The 26,563-nt window shown below is 63.3% G+C and carries 25 protein-coding genes and 1 pseudogene; 14 read left to right on the top strand and 12 right to left on the bottom strand.

Going from position 1 to position 26,563, the window contains the following annotated elements; translation table 11 throughout:
- Positions 1-23 precede the first annotated feature (23 nt).
- The 4 genes from P9254_RS06280 to P9254_RS06265 form a co-directional block, all read right to left on the bottom strand.
- Positions 24-1,169, bottom strand: coding sequence for an ABC transporter ATP-binding protein (locus tag P9254_RS06280; RefSeq protein ID WP_067320467.1), 1,146 nt, complete (start codon positions 1,167-1,169; stop codon positions 24-26).
- Positions 1,170-1,218: 49 nt separating this feature from the next.
- The gene (locus tag P9254_RS06275; RefSeq protein ID WP_067320470.1) at positions 1,219-2,070 is read right to left on the bottom strand and encodes a carbohydrate ABC transporter permease; all 852 of its coding nucleotides are present in this window, start codon (positions 2,068-2,070) and stop codon (positions 1,219-1,221) included.
- Positions 2,070-2,954: a carbohydrate ABC transporter permease gene (locus P9254_RS06270; RefSeq protein WP_067320472.1), complete on the bottom strand. Its 885-nt coding sequence runs from the start codon at positions 2,952-2,954 to the stop codon at positions 2,070-2,072. The genes P9254_RS06275 and P9254_RS06270 overlap by 1 nt, the downstream gene beginning before the upstream one ends.
- A gap of 65 nt (positions 2,955-3,019) precedes the next feature.
- Positions 3,020-4,288 (bottom strand): ABC transporter substrate-binding protein, encoded by a 1,269-nt coding sequence (locus P9254_RS06265; protein ID WP_278054416.1) that lies wholly within the window; start codon positions 4,286-4,288, stop codon positions 3,020-3,022.
- Between the two features lie 114 nt (positions 4,289-4,402).
- On the opposite strand from P9254_RS06265, the gene P9254_RS06260 reads away from it, so the two are divergent.
- Positions 4,403-5,602 (top strand): ROK family protein, encoded by a 1,200-nt coding sequence (locus P9254_RS06260; protein WP_067320474.1) that lies wholly within the window; start codon positions 4,403-4,405, stop codon positions 5,600-5,602.
- 218 nt (positions 5,603-5,820) lie between these two features.
- Here the strand turns inward: P9254_RS06260 and P9254_RS06255 are convergent, their stop codons facing one another.
- Positions 5,821-6,282, bottom strand: coding sequence for a phasin (locus tag P9254_RS06255; protein WP_278054414.1), 462 nt, complete (start codon positions 6,280-6,282; stop codon positions 5,821-5,823).
- A gap of 80 nt (positions 6,283-6,362) precedes the next feature.
- Here P9254_RS06255 and P9254_RS29055 point away from each other — a divergent pair.
- Positions 6,363-6,486: pseudogene (locus tag P9254_RS29055) on the top strand (ATP-binding protein); the annotation flags it as partial.
- A 161-nt stretch (positions 6,487-6,647) separates the two neighbouring features.
- Here P9254_RS29055 and otnK read toward each other — a convergent pair.
- The 4 genes from otnK to P9254_RS06235 are packed head-to-tail and all read right to left on the bottom strand — an operon-like array spanning position 6,648 to position 11,065.
- Positions 6,648-7,925, bottom strand: a complete 1,278-nt coding sequence (gene otnK, locus P9254_RS06250) for a 3-oxo-tetronate kinase (protein ID WP_067320480.1) — start codon at positions 7,923-7,925, stop codon at positions 6,648-6,650.
- Positions 7,922-8,731, bottom strand: coding sequence for a 2-oxo-tetronate isomerase (gene otnI / locus P9254_RS06245; protein ID WP_067320483.1), 810 nt, complete (start codon positions 8,729-8,731; stop codon positions 7,922-7,924). The genes otnK and otnI overlap by 4 nt, the downstream gene beginning before the upstream one ends.
- 28 nt (positions 8,732-8,759) lie before the next feature.
- Positions 8,760-9,719 (bottom strand): L-threonate dehydrogenase, encoded by a 960-nt coding sequence (ltnD, locus tag P9254_RS06240; protein ID WP_067320485.1) that lies wholly within the window; start codon positions 9,717-9,719, stop codon positions 8,760-8,762.
- A 32-nt stretch (positions 9,720-9,751) separates the two neighbouring features.
- On the bottom strand, positions 9,752-11,065 hold the full coding sequence (locus P9254_RS06235; protein WP_067320488.1) for an MFS transporter: 1,314 nt from the start codon (positions 11,063-11,065) through the stop codon (positions 9,752-9,754).
- Positions 11,066-11,285: 220 nt separating this feature from the next.
- On the opposite strand from P9254_RS06235, the gene P9254_RS06230 reads away from it, so the two are divergent.
- A complete protein-coding gene (locus P9254_RS06230; RefSeq protein ID WP_278054412.1) occupies positions 11,286-12,299 on the top strand; it encodes a LacI family DNA-binding transcriptional regulator in 1,014 nt (337 codons plus the stop codon).
- Positions 12,296-12,961, top strand: coding sequence for a 3-oxo-tetronate 4-phosphate decarboxylase (gene otnC, locus P9254_RS06225; RefSeq protein WP_278054411.1), 666 nt, complete (start codon positions 12,296-12,298; stop codon positions 12,959-12,961). Before P9254_RS06230 ends, otnC begins: the two co-directional genes overlap by 4 nt.
- 181 nt (positions 12,962-13,142) lie before the next feature.
- On the opposite strand, the gene P9254_RS06220 is transcribed toward otnC, so the two are convergent.
- Positions 13,143-13,661: a MarR family winged helix-turn-helix transcriptional regulator gene (locus P9254_RS06220; RefSeq protein ID WP_095779531.1), complete on the bottom strand. Its 519-nt coding sequence runs from the start codon at positions 13,659-13,661 to the stop codon at positions 13,143-13,145.
- Positions 13,662-13,753: 92 nt separating this feature from the next.
- On the opposite strand from P9254_RS06220, the gene P9254_RS06215 reads away from it, so the two are divergent.
- Both P9254_RS06215 and P9254_RS06210 read left to right on the top strand, forming a co-directional pair.
- Positions 13,754-15,223, top strand: a complete 1,470-nt coding sequence (locus P9254_RS06215; protein ID WP_278054410.1) for an MFS transporter — start codon at positions 13,754-13,756, stop codon at positions 15,221-15,223.
- 259 nt (positions 15,224-15,482) lie between these two features.
- Positions 15,483-16,514, top strand: a complete 1,032-nt coding sequence (locus P9254_RS06210) for an MBL fold metallo-hydrolase (RefSeq protein WP_095827631.1) — start codon at positions 15,483-15,485, stop codon at positions 16,512-16,514.
- 69 nt (positions 16,515-16,583) lie between these two features.
- Here the strand turns inward: P9254_RS06210 and P9254_RS06205 are convergent, their stop codons facing one another.
- The gene (locus P9254_RS06205; RefSeq protein WP_245418706.1) at positions 16,584-17,531 is read right to left on the bottom strand and encodes a LysR family transcriptional regulator; all 948 of its coding nucleotides are present in this window, start codon (positions 17,529-17,531) and stop codon (positions 16,584-16,586) included.
- Positions 17,532-17,625: 94 nt separating this feature from the next.
- Here P9254_RS06205 and P9254_RS06200 point away from each other — a divergent pair, with 94 nt between their 5' ends.
- From P9254_RS06200 to P9254_RS06180, 5 genes are all read left to right on the top strand, one after another.
- Positions 17,626-18,372 carry an RraA family protein gene (locus tag P9254_RS06200; protein WP_095831560.1) on the top strand — a complete coding sequence of 249 codons (747 nt, stop codon included), beginning with the start codon at positions 17,626-17,628 and terminating at the stop codon, positions 18,370-18,372.
- A gap of 16 nt (positions 18,373-18,388) precedes the next feature.
- A complete protein-coding gene (locus tag P9254_RS06195; RefSeq protein WP_336619640.1) occupies positions 18,389-19,375 on the top strand; it encodes a D-2-hydroxyacid dehydrogenase family protein in 987 nt (328 codons plus the stop codon).
- Position 19,376: 1 nt separating this feature from the next.
- On the top strand, positions 19,377-20,165 hold the full coding sequence (locus P9254_RS06190; protein WP_066994728.1) for an SDR family oxidoreductase: 789 nt from the start codon (positions 19,377-19,379) through the stop codon (positions 20,163-20,165).
- A gap of 32 nt (positions 20,166-20,197) precedes the next feature.
- On the top strand, positions 20,198-21,514 hold the full coding sequence (locus P9254_RS06185; protein ID WP_278054406.1) for an MFS transporter: 1,317 nt from the start codon (positions 20,198-20,200) through the stop codon (positions 21,512-21,514).
- An 86-nt stretch (positions 21,515-21,600) separates the two neighbouring features.
- Positions 21,601-21,981: a RidA family protein gene (locus P9254_RS06180; RefSeq protein ID WP_278054405.1), complete on the top strand. Its 381-nt coding sequence runs from the start codon at positions 21,601-21,603 to the stop codon at positions 21,979-21,981.
- Positions 21,982-22,094: 113 nt separating this feature from the next.
- Here the strand turns inward: P9254_RS06180 and nanR are convergent, their stop codons facing one another.
- Entirely contained in the window at positions 22,095-22,808 is a 714-nt protein-coding gene (gene nanR, locus P9254_RS06175; RefSeq protein ID WP_095779524.1) for a transcriptional regulator NanR, read from the bottom strand.
- A gap of 182 nt (positions 22,809-22,990) precedes the next feature.
- Here nanR and P9254_RS06170 point away from each other — a divergent pair, with 182 nt between their 5' ends.
- The 3 genes from P9254_RS06170 to P9254_RS06160 are packed head-to-tail and all read left to right on the top strand — an operon-like array spanning position 22,991 to position 26,505.
- Positions 22,991-23,926, top strand: a complete 936-nt coding sequence (locus P9254_RS06170) for a ketopantoate reductase family protein (protein WP_278054403.1) — start codon at positions 22,991-22,993, stop codon at positions 23,924-23,926.
- A gap of 36 nt (positions 23,927-23,962) precedes the next feature.
- The gene (locus P9254_RS06165; protein WP_278054401.1) at positions 23,963-25,489 is read left to right on the top strand and encodes a sugar ABC transporter ATP-binding protein; all 1,527 of its coding nucleotides are present in this window, start codon (positions 23,963-23,965) and stop codon (positions 25,487-25,489) included.
- Positions 25,486-26,505, top strand: coding sequence for an ABC transporter permease (locus tag P9254_RS06160; protein WP_442920294.1), 1,020 nt, complete (start codon positions 25,486-25,488; stop codon positions 26,503-26,505). Before P9254_RS06165 ends, P9254_RS06160 begins: the two co-directional genes overlap by 4 nt.
- Positions 26,506-26,563 lie beyond the last annotated feature (58 nt).

Raw genomic sequence — 26,563 nt, 5'->3', positions numbered from 1 at the left:
TGGGACTTTCGAAATTTCGAGGTTCAGACTGAGGCGAGGGGTTTTCTTGGCGTGAGCGTGCGGCCATCGGGGCCGAAGAGGTAGGCGTCGCCCGCTTCGAAGCCGACCTGCAACGCGGCGCCGACGCCGAGGGTAGAAACCTTGTTGAGCTGAAGCGTGAAATTGCCGGTGCCGCTGTCGGAATTGGTCGTCTGAAGCGGAGAGCCGTCGACGTAGAGGACAGTTTCGCGCCCCAACTGCTCGACCAGACGGACCTGGCTGGAGAAGGCCGGCATTACGTCGTCGCTTGGCTCGACGACACGCAGGGCCTCCGGACGGATGCCGATGGTCACGGCGTCACCAGCCGAAAGGCCGCCGGCGTCGATGCCATCCAAGGTGATGGCAGGGAGGCCGGCGGCGGCTACCGAGACGCTGGATGCCTCGACGCTCACTGCTTTCGCTTCGATGAAATTCATGCGTGGCGCGCCGAGGAAGCCCGCGACGAAAATGTTGGCAGGGTTGGCGTAGAGCTCCAGCGGCGAGCCGACCTGCTCGATCCGGCCCTTGTTGAGGACCACGATTCGGTCGGCCATGGTCATCGCCTCGACCTGGTCGTGGGTGACGTAGATCATCGTCGATCCAAGCTGCGCGTGCAGGCTCGAAAGTTCCACTCGCATCTGAGTGCGCAGCGCGGCATCGAGGTTCGACAGCGGCTCGTCGAACAGGAACACCTCGGGAGAGCGGGTGATCGCGCGGCCGATCGCGACGCGCTGGCGCTGCCCGCCCGACAGTTGCTTCGGGCGCTTGTCGAGCTGCTCCTCCAGACGCAGGATCCGTGCTGCGCGTTTGACGGCGACGTCGATCTCGGTCCTGGGCCGGTGGGCCATCCGCAGGCCGAAGCCCATGTTCTCGGCCACGGTCATGTGTGGGTAGAGTGCATAGGACTGGAAGACCATTGCGATGCCGCGGTCGCCGGGTTCTTCCCTGGTGACGTCTCGCCCGTTGATCACGATGTGGCCGGAGTTGATGGTTTCCAACCCGGCGATCGTCTTCAGCAATGTCGACTTTCCGCAGCCGGAGGGGCCGACCATGACGACGAACTCGCCCTTTTCGATCGTCAGGTCGACCGTCTTCAGGGCATGGTAGCCGGCATAGTGCTTGTCGACTTTTCGCAATTCCACGCTGCTCATATCGAGGCGCCTTTCCGTGCGTGTCGGGTGCGGCAGGGTTCGCGGCGGATCATCCCTTGACGGCTCCCATGGTGAGGCCGGCGACAAAGTGCTTCTGCATCATGAAGAACATCACGACCGGGGGCAGGGCGACGAAGATCGTGGCCGCCGAGACGATGTTCCAGGCCGATGTCCATTCGCCGCGCAGATTGTTCAGGCCTGCGGTAACGGGTTTGACCGCATCACTCTGGGTAAGGACGATCGCCCAGAAATAGTCGTTCCAGACGAAGGTGAAGGTGAGGATCGCGAGTGCCGCCAGTGCAGGCCGGACCAGCGGAATAACCACGTGGCGCAATGTCTGGAACGGCGAGGCGCCTTCGGCGCGCGCCGCCTGGAACAGTTCGCCCGGGAGAGCGGCGATGAAGTTGCGCATGAAAAGCGTGGCGAAGCCGGTCTGGAAGGCAATGTGGAAAACGATCAGCGCATAGACGGTGTCGTAGAGACCCAGCCTCACCATCAGGTCGCGGACCGGGATCATCATGATCTGCGCCGGCAGGAAATTGCCGCCGACGAAGAGGGCGAAGATGAGGTTGGAGCCACGGAACGGGTAGCGCGACAAGACGAAGCCGGTCAGTGTCGACAGGATGAGAACGCCGATGACGGATGGGATGGTGATCAGCAGGCTGTTGAGGAAAAAGCGCAGCATGGCGGTCTGGTCGAAAACCGCCTTGTAGTTGTCGATCAGGCTGAATTTCTGCGGCCAGCCCCAATAGTTGCCGGCCATCAGCTCCTCGTTGGAACGGATCGAGGTCAGCATCACGGCGAGCAGAGGCAGCAGCCACAGGATCACGACCAGGGTTACACCACCTAGATAGAGGGCTCGCTGGATCCTGGCGTTTTCGGGAATGGGGCGCGGGTACATCAGGCGTTGCTCCGCTCGGCCTTGATGAGGCCACTGAGATACCAGGCGATGAAGACGATCATGATCACGAACAGCACGGTGGCGATCGCGGCGCCGTAGCCAAAGCGGTAGGAAAAGATCGACTCCTGATACATCTGGTAGGCGAGCACGGTGGACGAGCCATAGGGGCCGCCACTGGTCATGACCGCGATCATGTCGAAGGAGCGCAGCGCACCGATCACCGTCACCGCGATGGCGATGAAGCCGACCTGCGACAGTTGCGGCAGGACGACATGGCGCAACATGCGCCAGCCGCGCGCACCGTCGACGCGTCCGGCGGCGATCAGATCGTCGTTGAGGCTGTTCAGGCCCGCCAGGAACAGGATCATGCAGAACGCGATCTGTGGCCACAGACCGGCGGCGGCTACCGCGAAGGTGACGAAGGTCTCGTCTGAAAGCAGCGCCGGGGCGGTACCGCCAAAGGCGCCGAAGAGAAGCTGCAGCAACCCGAAGTTTGGATCATAGACCCATCCGAACACGACACCGACGGTGACGGTCGCCAGCACGAGCGGCACGAAGAACAGCGACTTGAGGATGCGCATGCCGCGGATCTGCTGATTCACGATCAGCGCAAGCGCCAGGCCGATCGGCGGCGCCAGCATGAAGATCAGCAGCCAGATTACGTTGTTCTTGAGCGAGACGTAGAACTGCGGATCGTCGGCCAGTTCGACATAGTTGGCGAGCCCGACCCAGGTCTTGGCGCCAATCCCATCCCAGTCGTGCAGCGAAATCCAGACCGTCTCGATGGAGGCGGCAAGGATCACCGAGCCGAACAGGATGAGGCCCGGCAGCAGGAAAAGTACCGGCGTCAACCAATGACGATTTCTGCGCCAGACAGGAGGCATGGCGTTCCATCCGAAAAAAGAGAGCCGGGAGCCGCCGAAAGGCGGCGCCCGTCAGCCAGGGAGGATCAACCGAAGATTCTCTTGCGGGTTTTTTCGAGGCGCTTGAGGATCTGCTCACGTCGCTCAGGCTTGACCATGAATTCCTGCAGCCCCGCCATCCCTTCCTGGGCCATGTCCGGATCGGTGTCGCGATCGTAATATTGCGATGTTCCAACCACTTTCTTCAGTTCCTCGACCGCAGCATTGACCAGCGGGTCCTTGCTTGGCGGGCAGTCGTTGCGAGGCGGGATGGCGCCTTCGGCGGCGAGGAATGCGCCCAGATTTTCCGGCTTGTAGAAATAGGCGAGGAAGTCGCGCGCACCCTGCTTGTTCTTCGCATTCGCCGGAACGTGGATGGAGTTGACCGAAAAATCCTCGTAGCGGGCGACGCCGGGAACGATCTCGGGAAATGGCGCGTAGGCAAGCTGAGGCAAATCCGCTTCCGGAAAGGCGGATCGAACGAAGCCGCCCAGGTCCATCATTGCCGCCTTCTTTTGCGCTAGGGCAGCACCCGCCTGCTCCCATCCGAACGAACTGTGGCTCGGCGAGAAGAAGCCCGCCTTGATCAGATCGTTCCATTTGTCGAAGACTGGCGTCAGCATCGGATCGGTGTAAGGAACTTTGCCGTCCATCAGCGCGATGTGCTTGTCGAGCCCGTTGATGCGCAGGTTCATGTGGTCGAACCAGCCACCCGCCGGCCAAAGCTCCTTCGTGCCCATGCTGATCGGGATCATCTTCGCGGACTTTGCCGCCTCGCCGAAGGCGAGCAAGTCGTTCCAGGTCTTGGGCGGCGACCAATTTTTTTCGGCGAAAACGTCCTTGCGATAGAAGAGGCCCCAGAGAAGACCTCCCATCGGCAGGCCATACTGCTTGCCGTCGACGGTGACCGCGCTTGTGGTGGCGCCGAGTACGCTTTTGTAGTTCTCCTTGGCGAACAGATCGGAGATGTCGTCAAAAAGGCCCTTGTTGACGAAGGCCTTCATGCGGTTGCCGGAAAACCAGAAGCAGATGTCCGGAGCGCCGACGACAAGATAGCTGCGGATTGCCGTCTTATGGGCCTCGTGGTCCATGTTGTTGATGACGATCTTGGCGCCTGATTTTGCCTCATACTCGTTCGCCAGCCGCTGCAGGATCTGGCGTTGCTCGACATTGCTGAGGTTGGAAATGATGGTGATTTCCTGCGCCTGGGCCAAGGCCGGGAGGCAAAGACCAGTCGCCGAAGCGGCGAGTGCCGCGCCAGTGCCCTTGAGGAAACGGCGCCTTGTTGTGGTTAACGCGGAAAAGTCGGTGGTCATGGCTTCTATCTCCTCCCTGAGAACAGCCGGATTCCAATTGAACCATGCGAATTCGTAGCGTATGGATGTCAGCATGGTCAATACTTAATTTACAAAATTAATTATGAGGCAGGAATGAAGCTCAAAGGCGATCAGCAAACGGCCCGCGCGATCAACCGGCGGCTGATCCTGAACCTGCTGCGAAGGCAAGGTGCTATAAGCCGCGCCGAAATCGCCTCTGTTACGGGCCTCAGCCCCGCGGCCGTGACGTTCGTCGTGTCTGAATTGCTCGAGGAAAATATTCTGGTGGAAGGGGAGGCGAGTCTTGGCGCGCCGGGACGTCGACCTATCCCGATCAACATAAACTACGCCGGCAGGCTTGTGGCCGGGCTCAAGCTGAAGGTAGGCGGCATCGATTGTGTGCTGACCGATCTTGCCACGACTCCACTTGTTACGAAGCAGGTCGTTGTCCCCGATCTGTCGCCACAAAGTACGGTGGAGGCCTGCGCCTCGGCAGTCGAGGAGCTGGTTTCCGACCGCAGGGCACCGACAGGCGCCCAGCTCAGCGGGATCGGCATCGCTGTACCAGGCGTCATCGATAACGGTGTCTGCCGGTTGAGCCACCGGTTCAATTGGGCCGATGTGCCGATCGCTGCGATGCTTGCCGAACGCGTGCGCGTACCCGTCTGGGCGGACGACGACACCAACGCATTTGCGCTCGCGCAACAATTGTTCGGACTTGGCCGGCATCATCGCACCGTCGGGGCCCTGGCCATCGGGGCCGGCATCAGCTGCGCGGTGGTCATCGATGGCTCTGTCCATCACGGCGCGAATGGCGCCGCGGGCAAGATGGGTCACTCGACATACGATCCGAACGGGCCGCCATGCGAGTGTGGCAGGCGCGGTTGCCTGCAGACCTTCTTCTCGGAACCGGCCCTGGTGCGGCGATGGAAGGAGGCCAGGCGACTCGCTGGTGAAGTGACGCGCCACGACATGCTGAACGCGGCCAAGACTGGAGACCGGGCAGCCATAGACCTGCTGCAGGAGGCAGGCGAGGGGATTGGACGATACCTGGGCGGTTTCTGCAATATCATCGATCCGGAAGTGATTGTCGGCGGGGGCGAAGCCGTCACCTTTGGCGACTATCTGTTCGGGCCAATGCGCGATGCATTGAAGCGTTATGCCATGTGGAACCCGCCACCGATTACACCCGATTGGGCAGACGATTCCTGGGCGCGCGGCGCCGCGGCGCTTGCGACCCAAAGGCTCTTCGACTTCGAAAGCAGCCCCGGAGAAATCGCCGGCACTGGGCTGCAACGATCAATGGTCAAGTAGCTGCAGGACCAAAGCGGCGTCCTCGTCCCGATTTCGGGCCTTCGTCACTGCGGGCCTATTCCGTAGCCAACTGTTTGGAAAAGCGATGCTTGGCCGATAGTTGCGATTTGTGCAAAGGACGCCGGCCGAATGGAAGAAGACCGGCGCGAGTGTGCCGGTCTTGATGTCGTAACGAGCAGAGGAGGTCGGCGACCTCCGGTCCCGGATTGCCTGAGCAGTCAAGCAGCCTTGAGGTTCTTCAAAGCCTTTTCGAAGGCATCCTTGATCGGCTTGGATACGTCTTCGGTGGCTCTCAACATCACCGCCTGCAGGGTCTTGGCTTGCTCGACGGAAGTGTCGATCTGTTTGTTCACGAAAGCGGCCTGCAGCTCGAAGAACTCGGATGGCGACTTCATGGCGGCCAGTGCTTCGAGGTGAGCGAAGCCGGCTTCGGCATTGGCTCGCAGAGCTGCGATCGTCTTCAGCGACACCTCGTTGCGGATGGTCTTGGCCACCTCAAGGGTCGACTCAAGAGCCTTTTGAGTCGTCTCGGCGTTCGATTCCAATTGGGAAAATGCTTCCTTCGCCTGCTCAACGCCCTGTTCGGCGACAGCGCGGACCTGCTCGGTAACCTTGTACGGCTCGTAAGTAGCGGATTCCGCGTTTTCGATCGTTTCGGTCTTGCCGGGGATCTTGGACATTTTCCATCCTTTTCCAGAGAGTGGCATTACACAAAGCCCCCTGTTTCATCTACGAAATCGACACAACGGATTTATGAAGGGGAGAATTGTCGCTCGAGGGCACCACTGCGGCGGCCGGCGCGCTGCCGGCAGCGATCGGTGCCAACGTGGAAGGGCAAAAGCCTGAACTGCCCGTGCGGGCCGGAGGCAGCCTGGGGTGCCAAACGCGGCCATCAGGCCGAGCGCGATCTTGGCTGTCGTCATTCGGCAGGTCCGCCGGCCGAAATTGAGCATCACCTTCTTAGGAGCGCCTCTTCGGAATCCATCGCTGCCATTCGACCCTGGCGCGACCTTCTCAGTTGTCCTTGTACAGCCAAGACTCCGTCTCATGCCAAAACGGCCAAGGCGTCGGCGAAGAAACGGTCGCCGCCGAAATTGCCTGACTTTAGGGCAAGCAGCAGCTCGCCGTGCGGGCTGCCGAGTGCACGCAGCGCTGGGACACCCGCGGCGATTTCGGGGCCCAACTCGAAGGCGGGAATGGCAAGCTGGTCCACGACGGCGCCGGACGTCTCGCCTCCCGCCACGACCAACCTGCGCACGCCGAGTTCGACCAGACCTTCGGCGATGGTCGCCAACGACTGCTCGATCGCTTGACCGGCAGCGTCACGTCCATGCCGCGCCTGCAGCGCCGAAACCACCTCGGGCGATCCGCTGCTGGCGATCAGGACGGGGCCATCGGCCAAGCGGGCGGCGGCCCAGGCGAGCGCACGGTGCGTCTCCGCCACTCCGCTCATCAGCCTTTCCGGATCGAGCCTCAGCACGGGCATCGTCTCTTCGGCGCGGGCAATCTGCGTCAGTGTCGCCCGCGAACAGCTGCCAGCGAGGCACGCCGCAGGCCCCTCGACCGGCCGGTCCCGCAGCACCGTCCGTTGATGGCGCCGCGCGGTGCCGGCGGCGACCAGGCCGCGGGCGAGACCCAGTCCCAGGCCGGACGCTCCGACCGACAGGCGTTGTGCCAAGGCTGCCGCGCCGATCGCTTCAAGATCGCTCTCGAAGACGGCGTCGGCGATTGCCGCTCCGGCTCCATCTTGGGAAAGCGCCGCGTTGCGCGCGCGGATCGCGTCTGCGCCGCGCGCGACCGTCGCGAGGTCGATCGACCCGACCGCTGCCATGCTCTGCCGGGCGAGTACGCGCACCAGATTGGCATCGCGCATGGGATTGAGCGGGTGATCCTTGAGCGGACTCTCGTTGAGCGGCACCGCGCCGACGAAAAGATTCCCCTGGTAGACGGTTCGGCCGGTTTCCGGAAAGGCCGGCGTCACCAAAACCGATTTCTCATCCACGTCGTGACGCAAGGCGTCCAGCACCGGGCCGATATTGCCGGCATCGGTGGAATCGAAGGTCGAGCAGATCTTGTACATCACATGCGCTGCCCCGCGGGCGCGCAGCCATTGGTCGGCAGCGCGAGCGCGCTCCACCGCCTGCGCTGCCGCAACCGAACGGATCTTGAGCGAGACGACAACCGCGTCGACCTCGGGAAGATCGAGACCTGCGGCCGGAATGCCGATGGTTTGAACCGTGCGAAGACCTTCCTTGGCGAGCGTGTTGGCCAGGTCGGACGCGCCTGTGTAGTCGTCCGCAATTGCGCCGAGGGCGAGGCTCATGGCGAAACTCCGATGCCAGCCTGGGGAAGGGGCTCGCCGGCAAAGGGGGCGAACCAGCCGAGCCCCTCAAGTGTCGTGCCGCTGGGCCGATATTCGCAACCGACGAAACCATCATAGCCCAGCCCGTCCAGTTCCGCGAAGATGAACCGGTCGTTGAGCTCTTCCGAAGTCGGCTCATGGCGGGAGGGCACGCTTGCTATCTGGACATGGCCAATGATCGGCAGCAGCCGGCGCAACGCCATGACGACATCGCCATGCAGGATCTGGCGGTGGTAGACATCGAACTGCAGCTTGAGGTTGGGCAGCGCCAGTTCTCCGATGAGCTGTTCGGCAAAGTCGAAGTCATTGAGGAAATAGCCCGGCATGTCGCGACCATTGATCGGTTCGATCACCAGATCGATGCCGCGATCGGCAAGCTTGCCGGCGGTCCAGAGGATCGCTTTGCGATAGGCATCCATGGCCGCCCTGTCCCCGCGAGCGGCGAGCCCCGACATCAAATGCAGGCGCTTCACGCCCGTGGCCTCCGCGTAGGGAAGGGCAGATGCCACGGCGGCCTGAAGCTCGGCGAACCGATCGGGCAAGGCGGCCAGTCCTCGCTCGCCGGCGGCCCAATCGCCAGGCGGCAAATTGAACAGAGCCTGGGTCAAACCGTATCTGCGAAGGCGCTCGCCGATCACCTCGGGCGTTTGCTCGTAAGGAAACAGGAATTCGACCGCACGGAAGCCGGCATCGGCGGCCGCCTGGAACCGATCCAGGAACGGCCACTCGCTGAACATCATTGTCAGGTTGGCGGCAAAGCGGGGCATGGGCGATCCAGTCTTCCTCAGGCCGATGTCAGGCCGGTTGGCTAGGTTTGCGGGTTGTAGGCAGTTCGGTGCCGGTGATCTTTGCGTAGAGCCGGGCGACGGATGCGTCGTCGTCCCGGCCCATTCCAGCCGCCGAGGTCGCCAGGAACATCTGTAGCGCGGCTGCGGCCACCGGCACCGGGAATTTGGCGCTGCGGGCCATATCCTGAATGATGCCGAGGTCCTTGACGAAGATGTCGACCGCGCTGCGCGGTGTGTAGTCGCCGTCCAGCACGTGCGGCACCCGGTTCTCGAACATCCACGAATTGCCTGCGGAGGCAGTTATCACCTCGTAGACCTTGCGGATGTCCAGCCCTTGCCGGGCGGCAAATGCGATGGCTTCGCTGGCCGCCGCGATATGCACGCCAGCAAGCAACTGGTTGATCATCTTGAAGGCTGCACCAACGCCCGGCTCGTCACCGAGTTCATAGACGTTGGCGGCTATTGCATCCAGTGCCGGCCGCGCTCTGGCGAAGGCGGCAGGGCTGCCGGAGGCCAGAATGGTGAGCGCACCCTCGGCGGCGCGCACCGACCCGCCGCTGATCGGCGCGTCGAGATAGAGCCGTCCCGTCGCTTCGAGCGGCGTGGCAAGGCGGCGCACCGCATCGGGATCGATCGTGGCCGAGGAGACGAAAACCGCGCCCTCGGCCATGGTTTCGGCGACGCCGTTCGTACCGAACAGGATGGCCTCCGTTTGCGCGGCGTTGACGACCACCGACACGACGACGTCGGCACCTTCAGCGGCCTCGGCGGGGCTTGCCGCGCCTCGGCCGCCCGCGTCGACGAGCCGGGCGATGGCCGCGGCGTCCACGTCGAAGCCAGCCACTTCAAACCCGGCCCGCCTGAGCGACATGGCCATGCCAAGTCCCATGGAACCGATGCCGATCAGGGCGGCCCGGTTCGTCCTTGCTCCGGCGGGGTTTTCCTTGCTTCGATCATAAACGGTCATCACGGAGATCCTTATTCGAAACGCAATCCGGTTTAGCGATTGACCAGCTTGGGTGGCGTCGTCAGCACCAGGACCGCGCCGAGCACCAGGATTGCGGCGAGCGCATACATGCCGACCTGCGTTGCGCCGGTCAAATCCTTCAGATAGCCGACGAGATACGGGCTAACAAAGCCGGCCAGGTTGCCGACCGAATTGATGAGCGCAATGCCTGCCGCGGCACCTGTCCCGGCGAGAAATGAGGTCGGCAGCGACCAGAACAGCGGCGCACAGGTGATCGCTCCGGCCGCTGCAACGGACAGGAAGGCGATGGCGATCGTCAGATTCGAGCTGGCGGCCGCGACGACGAAACCGACGGCGCCGAGCAGTGCCGGAACGACCAGGTGCCAACGGCGCTCGCGATGCCTGTCAGCGCTGCGGCCGAACAGATTCATGACCACGACGGCACAGATGAAGGGGATCGCGCTGATCAGTCCGATATTGAAGTTTCCGGTGATGCCGGTCGCCTTGACCAGGGTCGGCATCCAGAAGGTCAGCCCGTACTGGCCCATCACGAAGGTGAAGTAGATCAGGCACATCAGCCAAACTCGGCGATCGCGGAAGATACCGGCTACCGAATGCCCACTCTCCTTGTGACGCTCCTCGCGTGCGATCTCCTCTTCCAGGGCCTGCTTTTCCGTTTCGCTCAGCCACTTGGCCTGACGAATGCCGTTGTCGAGGAAGAACAAGACAGCGATGCCGAGAAGGACGGCTGGAACCGCCTCGATAAGAAACATCCATTGCCATCCGGCGAGGCCGTGGGCGCCATCGAACGAATCCATGATCCAGCCGGAAAGAGGATTGCCCAATATGCCTGAGACCGGGATCGCGGACATGAACACCGCGATGATCTTGGCCCGGCGATGCGAGGGATACCAGTAGGTGAGGAAAAGGATGATCCCCGGGTAGAACCCGGCTTCGGCGACGCCCAGCAGAAAGCGCAACAGGTAGAATGTCGGCGCGGACGTGACGAACATGAAGCCAGCTGAGATCAAACCCCAGGTGATCATGATGCGCGCGATCCACATGCGCGCGCCGACCTTGTGAAGAATGACGTTGCTTGGCACCTCGAACAGGAAATAGCCGATGAAGAAGATGCCGGCGCCGAGGCCGTAGACGGTCTCGCTGAAGCCGAGGTCGGCCGACATTTGCAGCTTGGCGAAGCCGATGTTGACGCGGTCGAGATAGGCAACGACGTAGCACAGCATCAGGAACGGCACGATGCGCCAGAAGACCTTGCTGTAGGCGGTCCTCCTCGTTTCGATTTCAGCTACGGCTTGCGCCGGTAGCGCAGGTGTAAGCACGGTCATTGGTTCCTCCCTTGACTGTGAATGGGGTGTCAGCGCGCCCCGCCGGTGGCGGTTTTGGCAGCGCTTGCGTAACCGGATAACATGGATTGGCAGCGCTGCCAACGAAAAAGTGGCAGCGCTGCCAACAATTGTTTGAAAAGGTTGCCGCGACATGGCAAAAGAGATGGACGGAAGCGAGGACGGTCGAGTGCGACGTCGCGCTCCAGCGGGGAGATCGAAAGTGGCCGACGAGCTGGCCGACGGCACGCCGACGGGGACGACGACCCTTACCGATGTCGCACGCGCGGCCGGCGTCGGCGAGAGCACCGCCTCGCGCGTGTTGCGCGGGCACGGTTCATTTTCGGCCAAGACACGCGAGAGCGTCCTCAATGCCGCGAGAAGCCTCGGCTATGTGCCGAACCGCATCGCCGGCACGCTGGCCTCGACCGGCTCCAAGCTGGTCGGGATCGTGATACCGTCGCTCAGCAACATCGTCTTTCCGGACATGCTGCGCGGCGCCAACACGGTGCTGGTGGGCGCCGGGTTCCAACCTGTCGTCGCGGTGACGGACTACGAACAGGGCCGCGAGGAAACCCTCGTCGAGTCGCTGCTTAGCTGGCGTCCGGCGGGCATGATGGTGGCCGGGCTCGAACACACCGAGCGTACCGTGGCCATGCTCAGGCACGCCCGCATCAGGGTCGCCGAACTGCTCGATTCCGATGGCGATGGCATCGACATCGTCGTCGGTTATTCCAACCGCGAGGCGGGAGGCGCGAGCGCGCGTCATCTGGTCTCGCGCGGCTATCGGCGCATCGGCTATGTGGGCCACGATCTCAGCCGCGATCTGCGCGCCGCCAAACGCTTCGCCGGATTTCGCTCGGCGCTCGCAGAGGCAGGCCTTGAAGTCGCCGCGGAAGAAATCATTCCCTCATCTTCGTCGATCGAGGCCGGGCGCGAGGGTCTCGGCCGGCTGCTCGGGCGCGCCCCCAATCTCGATGCCGTCTATTTCTCTAACGACGACATGGCGATTGGCGGTTATTTCCATTGCCTTGCCCGCGGCATCGCCCTCCCCGGCCGGTTGGCGATTTTCGGCTATAACGGCCTGGACGTCGCCCGCGCGGCGCCGCAACCGCTTTCCACCATCCGGACGCCACGCGTCGCGGTCGGAGAGACCGGCGCCCGGCTGGTCTGCTCCGACGGGCCGCCGACGAAGATCGATCTCGGGTTCGAACTGATCGAGGGAGCCACAACATGAGCGAGGCCAAACTTCGCGAAGAGATATGCCGCTTCGGCCGTTCCCTATTCGAGCGCGGGCTGACACCGGGATCATCGGGCAATATCAGTCTGCGGCTCGATGACGGCGGCTGGCTTGTGACGCCGACCAACGCATCGCTGGGCTTTCTCGATCCGGCTCGCCTTGCCAAGCTCGATGCGCAAGGGCGGCTCGTCGCGGGCGATGCGCCGACCAAGGAAATCCCCCTGCATACCGCCCTCTACGAGACGCGGGCAGCAGCGCGTGCGATTGTGCACCTGCACTCAACCCATGCGGTGGCCGTCACCATGCTTCCCGAGATCGATCCCAAGTCGGTCCTGCCGCCAATGACGCCGTACTATCTCATGCGCGCCGGACAGACGGCTTTGGTGCCATATTTCCGTCCCGGAGACCCTGCGGTAGCCGATGCAATCAAAGGGCTCGCTGGACGCTACTCTTCGGTGCTGCTCGCCAACCATGGTCCCGTTGTCGCGGGCGAGACGCTTGAGGCGGCGGTATTCGCTACCGAAGAGCTGGAGGAAACGGCAAAGCTCTATCTGCTTCTGCGCGGCCTCAACCCCCGCTATCTGTCACCGGAGCAGGTCAGCGACCTGGTGCGGACTTTTGGGCTTTCGCTGCAGGAGCATGGTGCGCACGACCACTGAGACCCGATTTCGACCTTCGTGAGGCGCTCCTGGATTGCATAGGTTGGGGGGTATTACCTGAGCATGTTGCTAAGGGCGTGCGCTTGTTGAAGATGGCCTGACGGCCGGCAGCCTTACGAGATACAGGGCTGGCCGCTATTGAGTTGCGGTCGAGATTGCTTCTCTCTCGCGCCGTTCGGCACTAGAGGTTCCGGCGGCGGGCGGAAACTCGCCCCGGACCGTCGCCGTCTATCGGTCGCGTTGCGGTCAGGCCGGCTTCGATGGATCTGAGAAGCTCAAGCGCGGCATTGAGCTTGCGTGTGTCGCCGCCGGCGGCCTCGGATACGGCAGTTGCCCACTCCTTGCGCACCAAGGCGTAATTGTGGGCGCCCCGCCGGGTGCGGTGGACGCTGACGCCCCGGCGATCTTGCGGGTCGACATGGCGCTCGATCAGCCCCTTGCCTTCCAGGTCGCGCAGCACGGTGGAAACATTGGTGCGCTGCAGCCCGGTCGCCGTCGCGATCTGGCTGGGCGTTGCGGAAGCGTGCGCAACCAGGTGGCGCATCACCATGCCCTCCGATTGCGACAGCGACAGCGCTTTCTCGTCCCTGTAACCGCGAAACTGAATCTCACGGGCAATGATGAGGATGAGGTCGGCCAGGTCCGCCCAGCGAACAGCCGGGGGAGCTTTGCGTGCGGACGATTCCGGGTCGGTTTCCATAGGGCGCAGTTTACAGACTTCGAACGGCTATGTATATGAGCATAATCATTATGACAACATAACTATGATTTCATACACATCTGGAGGTTCGGATGACCAACTCGACAATCGCCGCCGGGCAAGCTTGGCACACACCTCGTTCCATGGCCCGCGCCGGCGGGCTGCACGGGATTGGCGTGTACGTTCTGCTCGCCGGCGCCTTCCTGCCGATCGCCGACTTTTTCATCGTCAACGTGGCGCTGCCGACCATCGCCACCTCGCTGCAGGCTACGCCGGCCGCACTTGAGCTGGTGGTTTCAGTCTATGGTGTGGCTTACGCCGCCATGCTCGTTCTCGGCGGCAGGCTGGGCGATCGTTTTGGACGCCATAGCCTGTTCTTGGTCGGGCTCTCCGGGTTTATCCTCGCCTCTCTCGCCTGCGGTCTGGCACCCACCATCGATCTCCTTATCGCCGCCCGCCTGGTCCAGGGCGCAATGGCGGCGATGCTCGTGCCGCAGGTGCTTGCGACCTTCCAGGCCACGCTGGAAGGCGAACGCAAGACCCGGGCCATCGCGCTTTACGGCGCGACCTCGGGCATCGCCGCGGTTGTCGGTCAACTCGCCGGCGGACTGCTGGTCAGCGCCAATCTGTTCGGCACCTCCTGGCGGCCGATCTTCCTGATCAACATTCCGCTCGGCGTCATCGTGTTCTTCGCCTCGCGGGCGGTCGTGCCAGCCAACCGCTCGCCGCACCCCGCGGGCATCGACGTCGCCGGCACTGTACTTTTCGCCGCCACGCTGACGGCTCTGCTGGTGCCGCTGACCGAAGGCCACTCGCTCGGCTGGCCGGCATGGACGTGGGCAATGCTGGCTGCAGCCGTCTTGCTTGCCGTCGCGACGGTGGTCGTCGAAAGGGCCGCCGAAGCGCGCGGCGAGATGCCATTGCTGCCGCCGTCGCTGCTCAAGCTGCCCTCGATGTCGCGCGGCCTGGCCATGATCACGCTGTTTAGCGTCGGCTTCGGCGCCTTCATGTTCGTCTTCGCGCTCACCGTCCAGAACGGGCTCGGCGCCAACCCGCTCGAAAGCGGCCTCGCCATCCTGCCGATGGCGGCGATGTTCTTCATCGGTTCAGTGGTCAGCCCGCGCATCATCGGCCGCTTCGGCCGTGGAGCGCTCGCGACCGGCGGTCTCCTGCAGGCGCTTGGACTGGTCACGTTGATTGCAATCACCGTGTCCAGTTGGCCAAGGGTGAGCCTCATCGAATTTGCCGTGCCGCTGGTCGTGATCGGGGCCGGACAATCGATGTTGTTTTCGGGCTTGTTCCGGGCCGTGCTTGCCGATGTCCCCAAGCATCTGGCGGGCGTCGGCAGCGGCGTCCTCATCACCCTACAGCAGTCGGGCCTGGCGCTCGGGGTCGCAACCTTGGGCACGCTCTACCTGGCACTGGAGCCGGCGAGCATTTCGCACGCCTTCGGCACAGTCATCGCATGTCAGTTCGTCATTGTCGTCATGCTGGTCCTGTGCACCGGGCTGCTGCCGCGGTTCAACAAGGATCAGGCCGACGCCCAGCCCGTGGAGATGTGATTTCAAATGCCGGAACAGCGCGACCGCTCCGAGCCGCGAGGCTGAAGGAACGGACCGATCGCGAGCTTTAGGTGGATGATGATCATCAGTCGTTATTCAACTGGGTGATGATGCTGACGGCGAACTCTGAATTGGACGGCGTAACCCGTCTCGGGAACGCTATGCGCGCAAACCGGCCTCGGCGCAAACGTTCTCCGCGACGAGAACGAGCGTACGGACGCCGGTCGCGGCCTCGACGAAAAGCACATGGAGCTCTGGGATGACCGCCCCTCGCAAGATTCTCGATTACCTGTTCGACGGCACCGGAGGTGCGGAGCCCCGGCTGACCAGCGGCGACATCGTCAATCCGAGCCGCCGCGCATTTTTGGCCGCCGGCTGCTTTTGTCTGGCCTGCGGCCTGGCGACGCCGTTGTTCGCTGGCGCGCCCATGGCCAAAAGCCAGGCGCCCCGGTTCCATCGTTTGACGCTCGGCGATTTTGAGGTAACGGCGCTGTCCGATGGCAGCAATATGCTCCCCGCGACGAAGTTGCTGCAGGGCGACCCGGCGCGGATCGAGGAAGCACTCAAACGCAACTATCTCACCGATGTCGTCGAGACGTCGCACAATTCCTTTCTCGTCAATACCGGAGCCAGGCTGGTGCTGATCGACGCTGGTGCCGGGTCCCTGTTAGGCCCAGGCACCGGCCACCTGCTAAGCAATCTCAGCGCATCAGGCTATCGGCCGGAGCAGATCGATGAGATCTACCTCACGCACCTGCACACCGACCACGTCGGCGGTCTCATGGTCGACGGCCAGAGAGCCTTCCCCAACGCCGTCGTGCGTGTCGAAAAGCGCGACACCGACTACTGGCTGAGCGAGGCAAGCATGCACGCGGCTCCCGCTGAAGCGAAGCGGTTTTTTCAGGCCGCCATGGCATCGATCGGGCCATATCTGCAAGCCGGCAAGCTCGCCGTATTCGATGGCAACACCGATCTTGTGCCTGGCGTGCGCGCACAAACCGCCTATGGCCACACACCCGGACATACAATGTATGTGGTCGAGAGCAAGGGCGAGAAGATCGTCCTGTGGGGCGACGTCGTGCATGTCGCCGCGGTACAATTCAAGGACCCGTCCGTCACGATCCAGTATGACGCCGACGCATCGGAAGCCGAGCGCGTGCACGAGCGCGCCTTCGCCGATGCGGCTGACAGCGGCTATATCGTTGGCGGCGCCCACATATCGTTTCCTGGGCTTGGCCGTGTCCGGCGCGACGCCGCGAACGTCTACTCATATGTGCCCCTGAACGGTTAGAACTGGTGCCGCGAGGAAGCCGGATCCATCTGCGCCAGTGACATCCTGGATGTCGCTTCCGCCGTAAGATCATGTCGTTCCCACGAGCGGCGCTTCTCCAACCAGCTGGCCATCGAAGGACGAACCGCAGGCGTCCGTCACGAGCGCGCGAAACCATTGGTGGGCGGGGTGCTGCTGCAGTCGTTCGTGCCAGATCAGCTTGTAGAGCAGCTTCTCGGTTTCGAACGGCAACTCGCACACCACCAGGTCACGTCCATCCGCAATCGTTCGCCACGGTCCATTGAAGAAGCCGAGCGGCACGCAGGTGAGGAGGTCGCTACGCGAGGCAATCTTCAGTGCGTCGGCAAAGTGATTGACCACAACGGCGATCGTCCTTGTCCGTCCCGTCAGGCTGAGCCAGCCATCCACCAAGCCGCGTTCCAGACCGGACGGGGTCGCCAAGACGTGTGCCGCGGCGGTGAATCGATCGAGCGTCAGGCAATCGGCCAGGTCATGTCCGCCGCGCATGACGCAGACATAGCGATCCGTCCGCAGGCTCCGTACATGCATTTCTCTTGGCAGCGAGGCAAACATGCCCACGGCGCAGTCAAGGGTGCCGCGATCGATTCCTTCCAGCGAGCCTTCATGGGTATGCACCGCGAAGGAAACGCGGGCGCGCGGCGACGCGGCCTGCAATTTCAGCGTAATTTCGCTGACGCCTTCCATCGCGAGACTGTCGGTGACGGCAATGCGAAAACTGGTCGCATCCGACGCGGGATCGAACTCGTCGGGCGCGAAAGAAGCGCGAATTGCCGTGAGCGAGCGATGAAGGTCGGGCCACATCGCGACCATGCGAGCGGTGGGCTGGACCCCCGTTGCCGTCTTGAGGAAAAGTTGATCTTTAGTGAGGCGGCGGGCTCGACGCAACGCATTGCTCACCGCCGGCTGGCTCATCGCCAGGCTCGAGGCCGCACGTGTCACATTCCTCTCCAGCATGATGGCCTCAAGGACGGCAATCAGGTTCAGATCAAGGCGCACGTTATTCACCCAGCAAATGATGCATTGGTCGATTCTAAATTGGACGCATTGATGGCGGCAAGCCATCCTGATGCCGCTGATCGGAGGATAAGGCATGAATGATATAGCTCTCGCGGATGTGCTGCCGAAGCTCACCGGCAAGATCAGTCGCGACCGCATTCGACTGATGCGGGTACCGCGCCCGCCGAAGGATCTGATCGACGGCTTCAAGCGGATCGGCGACGCCACCAGCGTCATCTCGGACATTATGGATGAGCTCGGTATCACCGGCGCGGTTGGCGCATCGGTTCTGAAGCCGACCCTGCCTTCGGTGTCGATCGTCGGTCCGGCGCTTACGGTGCGCAACATCCTGCAACGCGAGCATGTCTACGAAACGGCGAAAAACCAAGTCAACCGGATGGCGGAGTTCGAGGCCCACAACCTGGCACTGCCGGGCGACGTTGTGGTGATCGAGGGCGTTGCCGGCGTTTCGAACATGGGCGGAATTTCGGCCCAGACCGGAAAACGGCAGGGCGAGGCCGGAGCAATCGTGGACGGAGGCGTTCGCGACCTCGGGCATTCGCGGCGGGTCGGATATCCGCTTTGGGCCACCGAGATAACGCCTGTCACAGGCAAATGGCGCATCGAGACCGTGGAGATCAACGGCGAAATCCAAGTCGCCGGCGTGCGCGTTGCTCCAGGCGATATCGTCGTTGCGGACGAAACCGGCGTCTGCTTCATCCCGATTGCCCGGGCCGCCGAAGTTCTGGCAAAGGCGCTGAGGAAGTCGGCGCTTGAAGAGGCCAAGTGCGAAGCAATCGACGCCGGTACCTCCGTTGCGGATCTGCCGGGCAATGCATGAGGCGATAGGTCACCCCGTGAGAAAGCTTCGCGTCGCCATCATCAACGACTACCAGGACGTGGTCCGCACGCTGGACTGCTTCTCCAGGCTGGACGGCCACGACGTCACGATCTGGACCGATATCGTCGAGGATGTCGACATTCTGGCAGATCGCCTGGCGGAGGCGGACGTCCTGGTGCTGATGCGCGAGCGCACCAAGATCGACGAAGCTTTGCTGAGCCGCCTTCCCAAGCTGAAGCTCATAAGCCAGAACGGCCACATTCCCCACATCGATCTGGCGGCCTGCGACAGGCACGGTGTCGTCGTTTCGTCCGCTCTGACGTCGCGTCCGTCCTATTCGACCGTCGAACTCACCTGGGGGCTGATTCTTGCGGCGATGCGCAACATTCCTTTCGAGAGCGCGTCGCTGCGGCAAGGCCGTTGGCAGACCACCATAGGCCTCGGCCTGCGCGGCCGCGTCCTCGGCATCTATGGTTTCGGCCGGTTGGGCTCGATGGTGGCGCGGATCGGCAAGGCCTTCGGCATGGAGGTGCTGATCTGGGGGCGCCAAGGCTCGTTGGATCGCGCTAAGGCCGAGGGTTTCAGCGTGGCACAAGACAAGCCGTCCCTGTTCAGGCTGTCGGATGTTCTCAGCTTGCATCTGCGGCTGAATGCCGAGACCACCGGCGCGATTGGGCCTGACGACCTAGCCTTGATGAAGCCGACCGCTTTGCTTGTGAACACCAGCCGTGCCGAACTGATCCAGCCGGGCGCTTTGGTGGCGGCGCTGAAGAGCGGTCGCCCCGGCAAGGCGGCGGTCGACGTGTTCGAACGCGAGCCGCTCACCAATCCGGACGACGCCCTGCTCAGGCTTCCAAACGCCCTGTGCACGCCGCATCTCGGCTATGTCGAGCGCGACAACTATGAGTTCGCGTACGGCAATGCGTTCGACCAGATCGTAGCCTTCGCGGGGGGAACCCCGATCAATGTCCACACTGCTGGCGGCCAGAAACAGGATCACTGAAATGAACCTCGAGCTCGACGGGAAAATTGTCCTGATAACCGGGGGCAGCAAGGGTATAGGGCTGGCCTGCGCACGCGCCTTTGCCAGGGAAGGGGCCCGCGTGGTGATTGTGTCACGCAGCCAGGAGAACCTCGACAACGCCAAGAAAAAGCTGGCCGCCGAGGGGCTCTCGGCAACGAGTTTCGCCGCCGATCTGTCGGACGGGCTTGCGGCAAAGGAAATGGTCGCCGCGCTCGAGGAGCAGGTGGGGCCGATCGCGTCCCTGGTCAATTCGGCCGGCGGCGCCAGGAGAGTCGCCCCCGACGAACTGACGCCGGACAAATGGCGTGTCGCGATGGACGCGAAGTTCTTCACCTACATGAACGTCACCGACTACGTCCTGCCGCTGATGGTGGCGCGGGGCGCCGGCACGATCGTCAACATAGTCGGCACCGGCGGCAAGATCGCGTCACCCATGCATTTGCCGGGAGGCGCCGCCAACGCGGCGCTGATGCTCGCCTCGGCGGGGCTGGCAGCGGCGTGGGGGCATGCAGGCGTTAGGGTGAACGTGATCAACCCGGCCGCCACCATGACCGAGCGCTTGCAATTGTCGCTTGAAGTCGAATCCAGGGTGACTGGCAAGACGCCGGAAGAATTGCTGCGGCTGAACGAGCAGCGGATTCCGCTGCGGCGCTACGCAAATCCTGAAGAGGTGGCCGATGCGGCGCTTTTCCTCGCCAGCGCAAGATCCTCCTACGTGACGGGCGCTTCGCTGACCATGGACGGAGGACTTACGCCACTGGTTGTCTAGCCGGTGTCGCATCGACAAAACGGGAGGAAGAGATGTTCACTTGGTACAGGGAGTTGACGTCGCGCGAGCGGAACACCTTCTGGGGCTGTTTCGCCGGCTGGGCCGTCGATGCGATGGATGCGCAGCTCTTCAGCTTCGTGCTGCCGATCCTCATCGCGGCCTGGGGAATGACGACGGCGCAGGCCGGCTATCTGGCCACCGCGACGCTGCTCTCCGCGGCGATCGGAGGATGGCTCTGCGGTTATCTCGCCGACCGTTTCGGCCGGGCCCGCATCATGCAGTTCACGATCCTTTGGTTCTGCGCCTTCACTTTCCTTGCCGGGTTCGCCCAGGACTTCCAGCAGCTTATGGTCTTGCGCATCATGCAGGGGCTGGGCTTCGGCGGCGAGTGGGCGGCCGGTGCGGTCCTGATGGGCGAGATCATCCGCGCCGAACATCGCGGCAAGGCCGTAGGCACCGTCCAGAGCGGATTCGGCATCGGCTGGAGCGCCGCCGCCATATTGGCGGGCGTGGTCCTGGCGCATTTGCCCCAGGATTACGGATGGCGCGTGCTGCTGATGATCGGTGTGCTCCCCGGCGTGCTGGTCCTCTATCTGCGCCGCAAGATCGAGGAGCCGGAGATATTCGTCAAAACGCGCGAGCTGGTCGAGAAGAGCGGCGTTCGGCCCGGGCTGGGTGCGATATTTCAGCCTGACGCCCTGCGCGTGACGATCCTTTCTTCATTGCTGGCATTCGGCGTGATCGGAGTCGGCGGTGCGATCGTCAACTGGCTGCCGACCTTCATGAAGACGGTGCGCGAACTGTCGCCGAGCGCATCTGGATATTACCTGTTCGTGGTGACCGGCGGCTCGTTTTTCGGATTTCTGGCCAGCGCATACCTGGCCGATCGTATCGGACGGCGGCGGACGTTTCAGCTTTTTCTCGTATGTTCCTGGCTGATCACCATCGCCTATATGTTCTTGCCGCTCTCCGGCTGGTCGTTGATTATCCTGGGTGCGCCGTTCGGCTTCTTCACCATCGGAAACTATGCCGCGCTCGGCCCATTCTTCACCGAGCTTTTCCCCTCCGCCATCCGCGCCAGCGGTCAGAGCTTCGCCTACAATTTCGGTAAGGCGGCCGGTGCGGCCGCCGTATCCAGCATCGGAATACTGGCGCAACATATCAGCCTGGCTGAGGCGATCGGCCTTGTCGCGCTGTTGGGCTACAGCATCGCATTCGCCGCGACCCTGATGCTGCCCGAGACGCGGGGAATTCAGCTGACGTCCGGCTATGAACCGCCCGCGCCGCGTCCCGACACCGGCGCTTCCTCGCCACCCGCGCAAGCCTCGGTTTTGCGCGCGAGACGATAGGTCCTTCCAGCCGCACTCGTGCGCTAGGCATTCAGACCAGCCGTTCACGAGTTTCCCGCTACAGATCGCGAAGGATCAGCAGAACCATGCGCAAAAGTATTTCGGTGAAAGGACTGAGCCACAGGCATCCAGTTCCCAATGCCTGCCGGATCGGCAACATGGTGTTCTCGGGGGCAATTCATGGCGTCAGCCCGACCACGCAGGAATTGCCGGCCGGAATGGCGGCTCAGTCGGCCAATGTGTTCGCCAACATGCGTGCCGTCATCGAGGCCGCCGGCGGCAGCGCGGAGGACATCATCAAGGTGGATATCTATCTGAGCGACAGCAGCGACAGGGTCGCCGTCAATGAAGAATGGCTGCGGATGTTTCCAGATTCCGAGTCGCGTCCGGCCAGGCACATTAGGCCGTTGACACCGGACAGCGCTTCCCTGGTGCAATGCGAATTCGTCGCAGTTGTCGAGCTCTAGATTTGCATCTGCTGTACTCAGCGCTCGCAATTTCTGCGTGAGATCAGTTCAGGTCGATGCATGCCGGCGCCTGCCGGTGAAGTGGTCACCTAAGACGCCGATCCACACAGCTTTCAATCGTGCGTGCGCTGCTGCCAGAAGGTGACGGCAAGCTGCTCGAGATGCGTGCGCATGGCCTGCTCGGCGCGATCGGGATCACGGGCCGCGATGCCGTCATAGATCGCCTTGTGCGCCTCGAACGCCGTCTTTTCCTGCCCCTTTGCCGCAAGGGTCACCGTGCGCTGTTCCTTCAGCCACTCCGAGATCTGGTCGTGCAGCGCGATGAAGACTGGATTGCGCGCCATCTTCGCCAGTTCGAAGTGGAAGGCGATGTCGGTTGAGGTGAAGCGCTCGCGGTCGCCGATCGCTTTCCGGTTGGCTTCGAGCGCAGTCGCCAGCGCCTCGAGGTCCGTGGCCGTCGCGTGCCGGGCGGCCTCGCGCGCCAGCCCAACTTCGAAGAACAGGCGCGCGCCCTGGAAGTAGCGATGTCCCTCCTCGGTCGAAAGCATCTGGCGCACGGCCGGCGCCATGCCAGTGAAGATGTGCGAGGCGGTCGGCATCAGCACCTTGGCCCGCGCGCCGTTGGTGAGTTCGACCAGCCCGGCCTTCTGCAGCGAGATCAGCGCCTCGCGGATGGCGGGCCGGCCGACGCCGAAGCGCGTCTGCAGGTCGCGCTCCGGCGGCAGCTGGTCTCCGGGCTTCAGCTTGCCCGACAGGATCTGCGCCTCGAGATGCGAGGCCACGTGCTCGAAGAGCTTCTTGCGTTCTATAACGAGAGGATCGACCATAGACCTTTCATACCATCATACTTGACAACCATGCAACTGCTTGCAAGGATGACCGGAACATAACCAGACAAGGCCGGATCGGCTAGCGGCTTCGCTCGCCGAAAGCGCGTTTCCACAAGATCCCGGAAACGGCGCCCCGACTTTGCCGAAAACAACCCGTCGTGGGACAGGGAGCGAAAGACATGCGGATCGCCATTCTGGGCGGCGGCGGTGCCATGGGCGGCATTTTCGGCGGCTATCTTGCCCGAGCAGGCAATGACGTGACGCTGATCGACGTCTCGAAGCCGGCGGTGCAAGCGATCAACGACAACGGCCTCACGATCGAGGAGAAGGACGGCTCCCGGCCGGTTATCCGCGTTCCGGCAACAACGGAGCCGTCGAAGGTCGGACCGGTCGACCTGATCATCAACTTCGTCAAATGCTATCACACCGATGCTGCGGTCCGCGCGGCGGCCCCGATGATCGCGGGGGAAACGGCGGTGCTCAGCCTGCAGAACGGCTGGGGTAACGCGCCGCGCATCGCCGGCATTGTGGGCGAAGACAAGGTTCTGGTCGGTCTGACTTACCACGGCGGCACGTTGCTCGGCCCCGGCAGGGTGAAGCATCCCGGCGTCGGGATGACCTATATCGGCGAACTGAGCGGCAAGGCGACACCTCGCCTGGACAAGGTGGTCGAGACCTTCCGTGCCGCGCAGATCGAAACCACCAGGTCCGAGCGCATCCTGGACGAGGTATGGAAGAAGCTGGCGCTGAACGCCTGCACGCTGCCGGTCGCCGGCCTATTGCATTTCATGTCGCACGAACTGGTCGCCTTCGACGGCACGAAGTCGCTGATGGCGGCAATCCTGAAGGAAGTCGTGGCGGTTGCCAAAGCGCAGGGCATTTCGCTCGACTACGACGAGCGCTGGGCCGCCATAACGGCGTTGCTGGAGAAGGCCGTGGGCGGCAAGGCCTCGATGCTCCAGGACGTCGAGGCACGGCGCCAGACGGAGATCGAGGTCATCAACGGCGCCATCGTTGACGCCGGCAAGCGCACCGGCGTGGCCACGCCGGTGAATGAAACCATGGTCTGGATGATCCAGGCCAAGCAAGCTCACTACCTTCAGGCGAAGGCATAGCCATGCCGGCCGCACTCGTCAGCGCTTGAGGTCGACATGGCACCGCGCCTGCAGATCTCGCAGCTTTGCAAGACGTTCCCCGGCGTTCGGGCACTCGACGACGTGTCGATATCGGTCGAGCCCGGTGAAATCCGGGCACTGCTTGGCGAGAACGGCGCCGGCAAGTCTACGCTGGGAAAGATCGTTGCCGGCGTCTACAGCCGCACCAGCGGCGAGGTGCGGCTCGATGCCGCCGTACTCGGCGACCTCGACGAGAAGGCCGCGGGCGAACTGGGCATCGGCATCGTCCATCAGGAAGGCTCGCTGGTGCCGCAGCTGTCGGTCGCGGAAAACATCTTTGCCGGCCGTCAGCCGACAAAATGGTTCGGCCAGGTCGATATCCGGCTGATGCGCGAAAGAGCGCACGCTCTCATCGCCCAGCTCGGCGTCGCCATCGATCCGGCAATGAAAGTGGCATTCCTGTCGCCAGCCCAGGCGCAGATCGTCGAGATCGCCAAGGCATTGTCGCGCGAACTGAGGCTGCTGATCCTCGACGAGCCGACGGCGGCGCTGACGCTGACCGAAACCGAAAAGCTCTTCGAGATCGTGCGCCGGCTGGCCAGGGACGGCGTTTCGGTCATCTATGTCTCCCACCGCCTGGCCGAGATCTTCGCGCTCTGCGATTCCGTCGCGGTGCTCAAGGACGGGCGGCTCGCCGGTACGCGCAAGGTCGCCGAGACGACGACGGACGAGTTGATACGGCTGATGGTCGGGCGGGAGGTTCATCTCACCCGCGCGGCTTCGGCGCGGCAAGCGGGTCCGGTCGTTTTTGAAGCCGACGGGGTCTCCGCGCCGCCGCTTGTGCGCTCGGCTTCGATCACCGTGCGCGCCGGTGAGGTTGTCTGTCTTGCCGGATTGATCGGTTCCGGGCGGAGCGAATTCTGCGAGGCCATTTTTGGCGCCAGGCGCCGCACGGCCGGCGACATCCGGATCGGAGGCGCACCGGTCGACCCTCAGGGCCCGTGGGACGCCAAGCACGCCGGCATCGGCATGGTTCCGGAGGATCGCAAGACGTCGGGTCTCTTCCTCGGGATGGACCTCGTCAACAACATCGCCGCCACCGTGCTTTCGAAGGTCTCGTCCGGCGCCAACTTCTCCAACAGCAAGGCCGAACGGCTCGCAGGCGGTTTCGTCAAAGAGCTGCGCATCGCCACCCCCAGCGTGCGCAAGATCGTCGGCGAGCTTTCGGGCGGCAACCAGCAGAAAGTCCTGCTGGCGAAATGGCTGGCCATGGAGCCGCGCCTGCTCATCGTCGACGAGCCGACGCGCGGCGTCGATGTCGGCGCTCGTTCCGAAATTTACCGCCTGCTGCGCGGACTGGCGGAGAAGGGCGTGGCGCTTCTCGTCGTCTCGTCCGAGCTGCCCGAGGTGCTGGCGCTTGCGGACCGGATCGTCGTGATGGCCGAGGGCCGCACGGTCGGGGAATTGCCGGGCGAGGGGGCGACCGAAGAGCAGGTGCTGCGGCTGGCGACCCGGTTCACATCGTCGGTCGCGAACGTACGCGAGCAAGCGGTTGGAGCATGAGCGTGGCACAGATATCCCAGAACGAAGCGCAGGCCCCGGTCGAACAGCGCGAGGCCCTGCCGCTGCGCATTGTGCGCCGCCTGGCCAACTCGCGTGAGCTGACATTGTTCGTGCTCGTCGTGCTGCTCGCGCTGGCGATGACCATCGTCTATCCGCACAACTTCCCGACCGGGCCGAACATGCGCGCCGTGCTGCTCAATCTGGCACCCGTCGGCATTCTCGTCTGCGGCATGATGCTGCTGATGATCGCCGGCACTTTCGACCTGTCCGTCGGATCGACGCTCGCGCTTTCCGGGGTGTGGGCCGGTGTGGTTGCCGGGTGGTGGGGCTGGCCGGCGGAATCGGCTCTTCTCGTCGGCATTCTGGTTGGCGCGGTTGCCGGCTTGATCAACGGGCTGATCGTCACGCGCATCGGCATCAACGCGCTGATCGCGACGCTCGGCACGCTCACCATCTATCGCAGCCTCACCTATGTGACGGCCGGAACGGGCGTCACGCCGATCTCCGACAGCTTCGCCGAATATGGCCGCGCCGCCGATCCGATCCTGCGCATCCAGTCGCCGTTCTGGGCGATGCTGATCCTCGTGCTGGTCGGCGGCTGGCTGGTCGCGCGCACCCGCTTCTTCCGCCAGTTCTATTTCGTCGGCGGCAACCCGCGCGCGGCCCAACTATCCGGGATCCGCGTCGACAGGCTGATCCTCATCGGCTTCATCATAATGGGTGCGCTGGCGGGCATCGCCGGTGTGCTCGGGGCGGCGCGGCTCAACAGCGCTGTTGTCAATGCCGGCGTCGGCATCGAACTCAAGGTCATCACCGCAACGGTCCTTGGCGGCGCCAGCCTCAAGGGCGGCGAGGGCACCATTCTGGGCGGCATTCTCGGCGTGCTTTTCATAGCGCTGATCGAGAACGCCATGATCATCAACGCGGTTGGCGTTTTCTGGCAGGGACTGGTCGTGGGGCTTGTCCTGCTGTTCGCCGTTTCGCTCGACCGCTTCAAGACCGCGGGCCGCGGCTAGGCCGGCGGGAACCGAGGGGAATCCGGCAAGGCCGGTGGACTGCAAAAACTGGGAACAG

The organism is Mesorhizobium sp. WSM4983 (assembly GCF_029625765.1).
Lineage (GTDB): Bacteria > Pseudomonadota > Alphaproteobacteria > Rhizobiales > Rhizobiaceae > Mesorhizobium.
This window is presented reverse-complemented; position numbering and strand designations above follow the sequence as displayed.

Bases quoted from the DNA above. Each gene is read 5' to 3' on its own strand.
- nanR (WP_095779524.1), bottom strand. From the start codon at position 22,808: ATGGTCGATCCTCTCGTTATAGAACGCAAGAAGCTCTTCGAGCACGTG.
- P9254_RS06215 (WP_278054410.1), top strand. From the start codon at position 13,754: ATGACCAACTCGACAATCGCCGCCGGGCAAGCTTGGCACACACCTCGT.
- P9254_RS06255 (WP_278054414.1), bottom strand. From the start codon at position 6,282: ATGTCCAAGATCCCCGGCAAGACCGAAACGATCGAAAACGCGGAATCC.
- P9254_RS06185 (WP_278054406.1), top strand. From the start codon at position 20,198: ATGTTCACTTGGTACAGGGAGTTGACGTCGCGCGAGCGGAACACCTTC.
- P9254_RS06200 (WP_095831560.1), top strand. From the start codon at position 17,626: ATGAATGATATAGCTCTCGCGGATGTGCTGCCGAAGCTCACCGGCAAG.
- P9254_RS06165 (WP_278054401.1), top strand. From the start codon at position 23,963: ATGGCACCGCGCCTGCAGATCTCGCAGCTTTGCAAGACGTTCCCCGGC.
- P9254_RS06235 (WP_067320488.1), bottom strand. From the start codon at position 11,065: ATGACCGTGCTTACACCTGCGCTACCGGCGCAAGCCGTAGCTGAAATC.
- otnC (WP_278054411.1), top strand. From the start codon at position 12,296: ATGAGCGAGGCCAAACTTCGCGAAGAGATATGCCGCTTCGGCCGTTCC.
- ltnD (WP_067320485.1), bottom strand. From the start codon at position 9,719: ATGACCGTTTATGATCGAAGCAAGGAAAACCCCGCCGGAGCAAGGACG.
- P9254_RS06180 (WP_278054405.1), top strand. From the start codon at position 21,601: ATGCGCAAAAGTATTTCGGTGAAAGGACTGAGCCACAGGCATCCAGTT.
- P9254_RS06190 (WP_066994728.1), top strand. From the start codon at position 19,377: ATGAACCTCGAGCTCGACGGGAAAATTGTCCTGATAACCGGGGGCAGC.
- P9254_RS06275 (WP_067320470.1), bottom strand. From the start codon at position 2,070: ATGTACCCGCGCCCCATTCCCGAAAACGCCAGGATCCAGCGAGCCCTC.
- otnI (WP_067320483.1), bottom strand. From the start codon at position 8,731: ATGCCCCGCTTTGCCGCCAACCTGACAATGATGTTCAGCGAGTGGCCG.
- otnK (WP_067320480.1), bottom strand. From the start codon at position 7,925: ATGAGCCTCGCCCTCGGCGCAATTGCGGACGACTACACAGGCGCGTCC.
- P9254_RS06170 (WP_278054403.1), top strand. From the start codon at position 22,991: ATGCGGATCGCCATTCTGGGCGGCGGCGGTGCCATGGGCGGCATTTTC.
- P9254_RS06265 (WP_278054416.1), bottom strand. From the start codon at position 4,288: ATGACCACCGACTTTTCCGCGTTAACCACAACAAGGCGCCGTTTCCTC.
- P9254_RS06220 (WP_095779531.1), bottom strand. From the start codon at position 13,661: ATGGAAACCGACCCGGAATCGTCCGCACGCAAAGCTCCCCCGGCTGTT.
- P9254_RS06260 (WP_067320474.1), top strand. From the start codon at position 4,403: ATGAAGCTCAAAGGCGATCAGCAAACGGCCCGCGCGATCAACCGGCGG.
- P9254_RS06210 (WP_095827631.1), top strand. From the start codon at position 15,483: ATGACCGCCCCTCGCAAGATTCTCGATTACCTGTTCGACGGCACCGGA.
- P9254_RS06270 (WP_067320472.1), bottom strand. From the start codon at position 2,954: ATGCCTCCTGTCTGGCGCAGAAATCGTCATTGGTTGACGCCGGTACTT.
- P9254_RS06160 (WP_442920294.1), top strand. From the start codon at position 25,486: ATGAGCGTGGCACAGATATCCCAGAACGAAGCGCAGGCCCCGGTCGAA.
- P9254_RS06280 (WP_067320467.1), bottom strand. From the start codon at position 1,169: ATGAGCAGCGTGGAATTGCGAAAAGTCGACAAGCACTATGCCGGCTAC.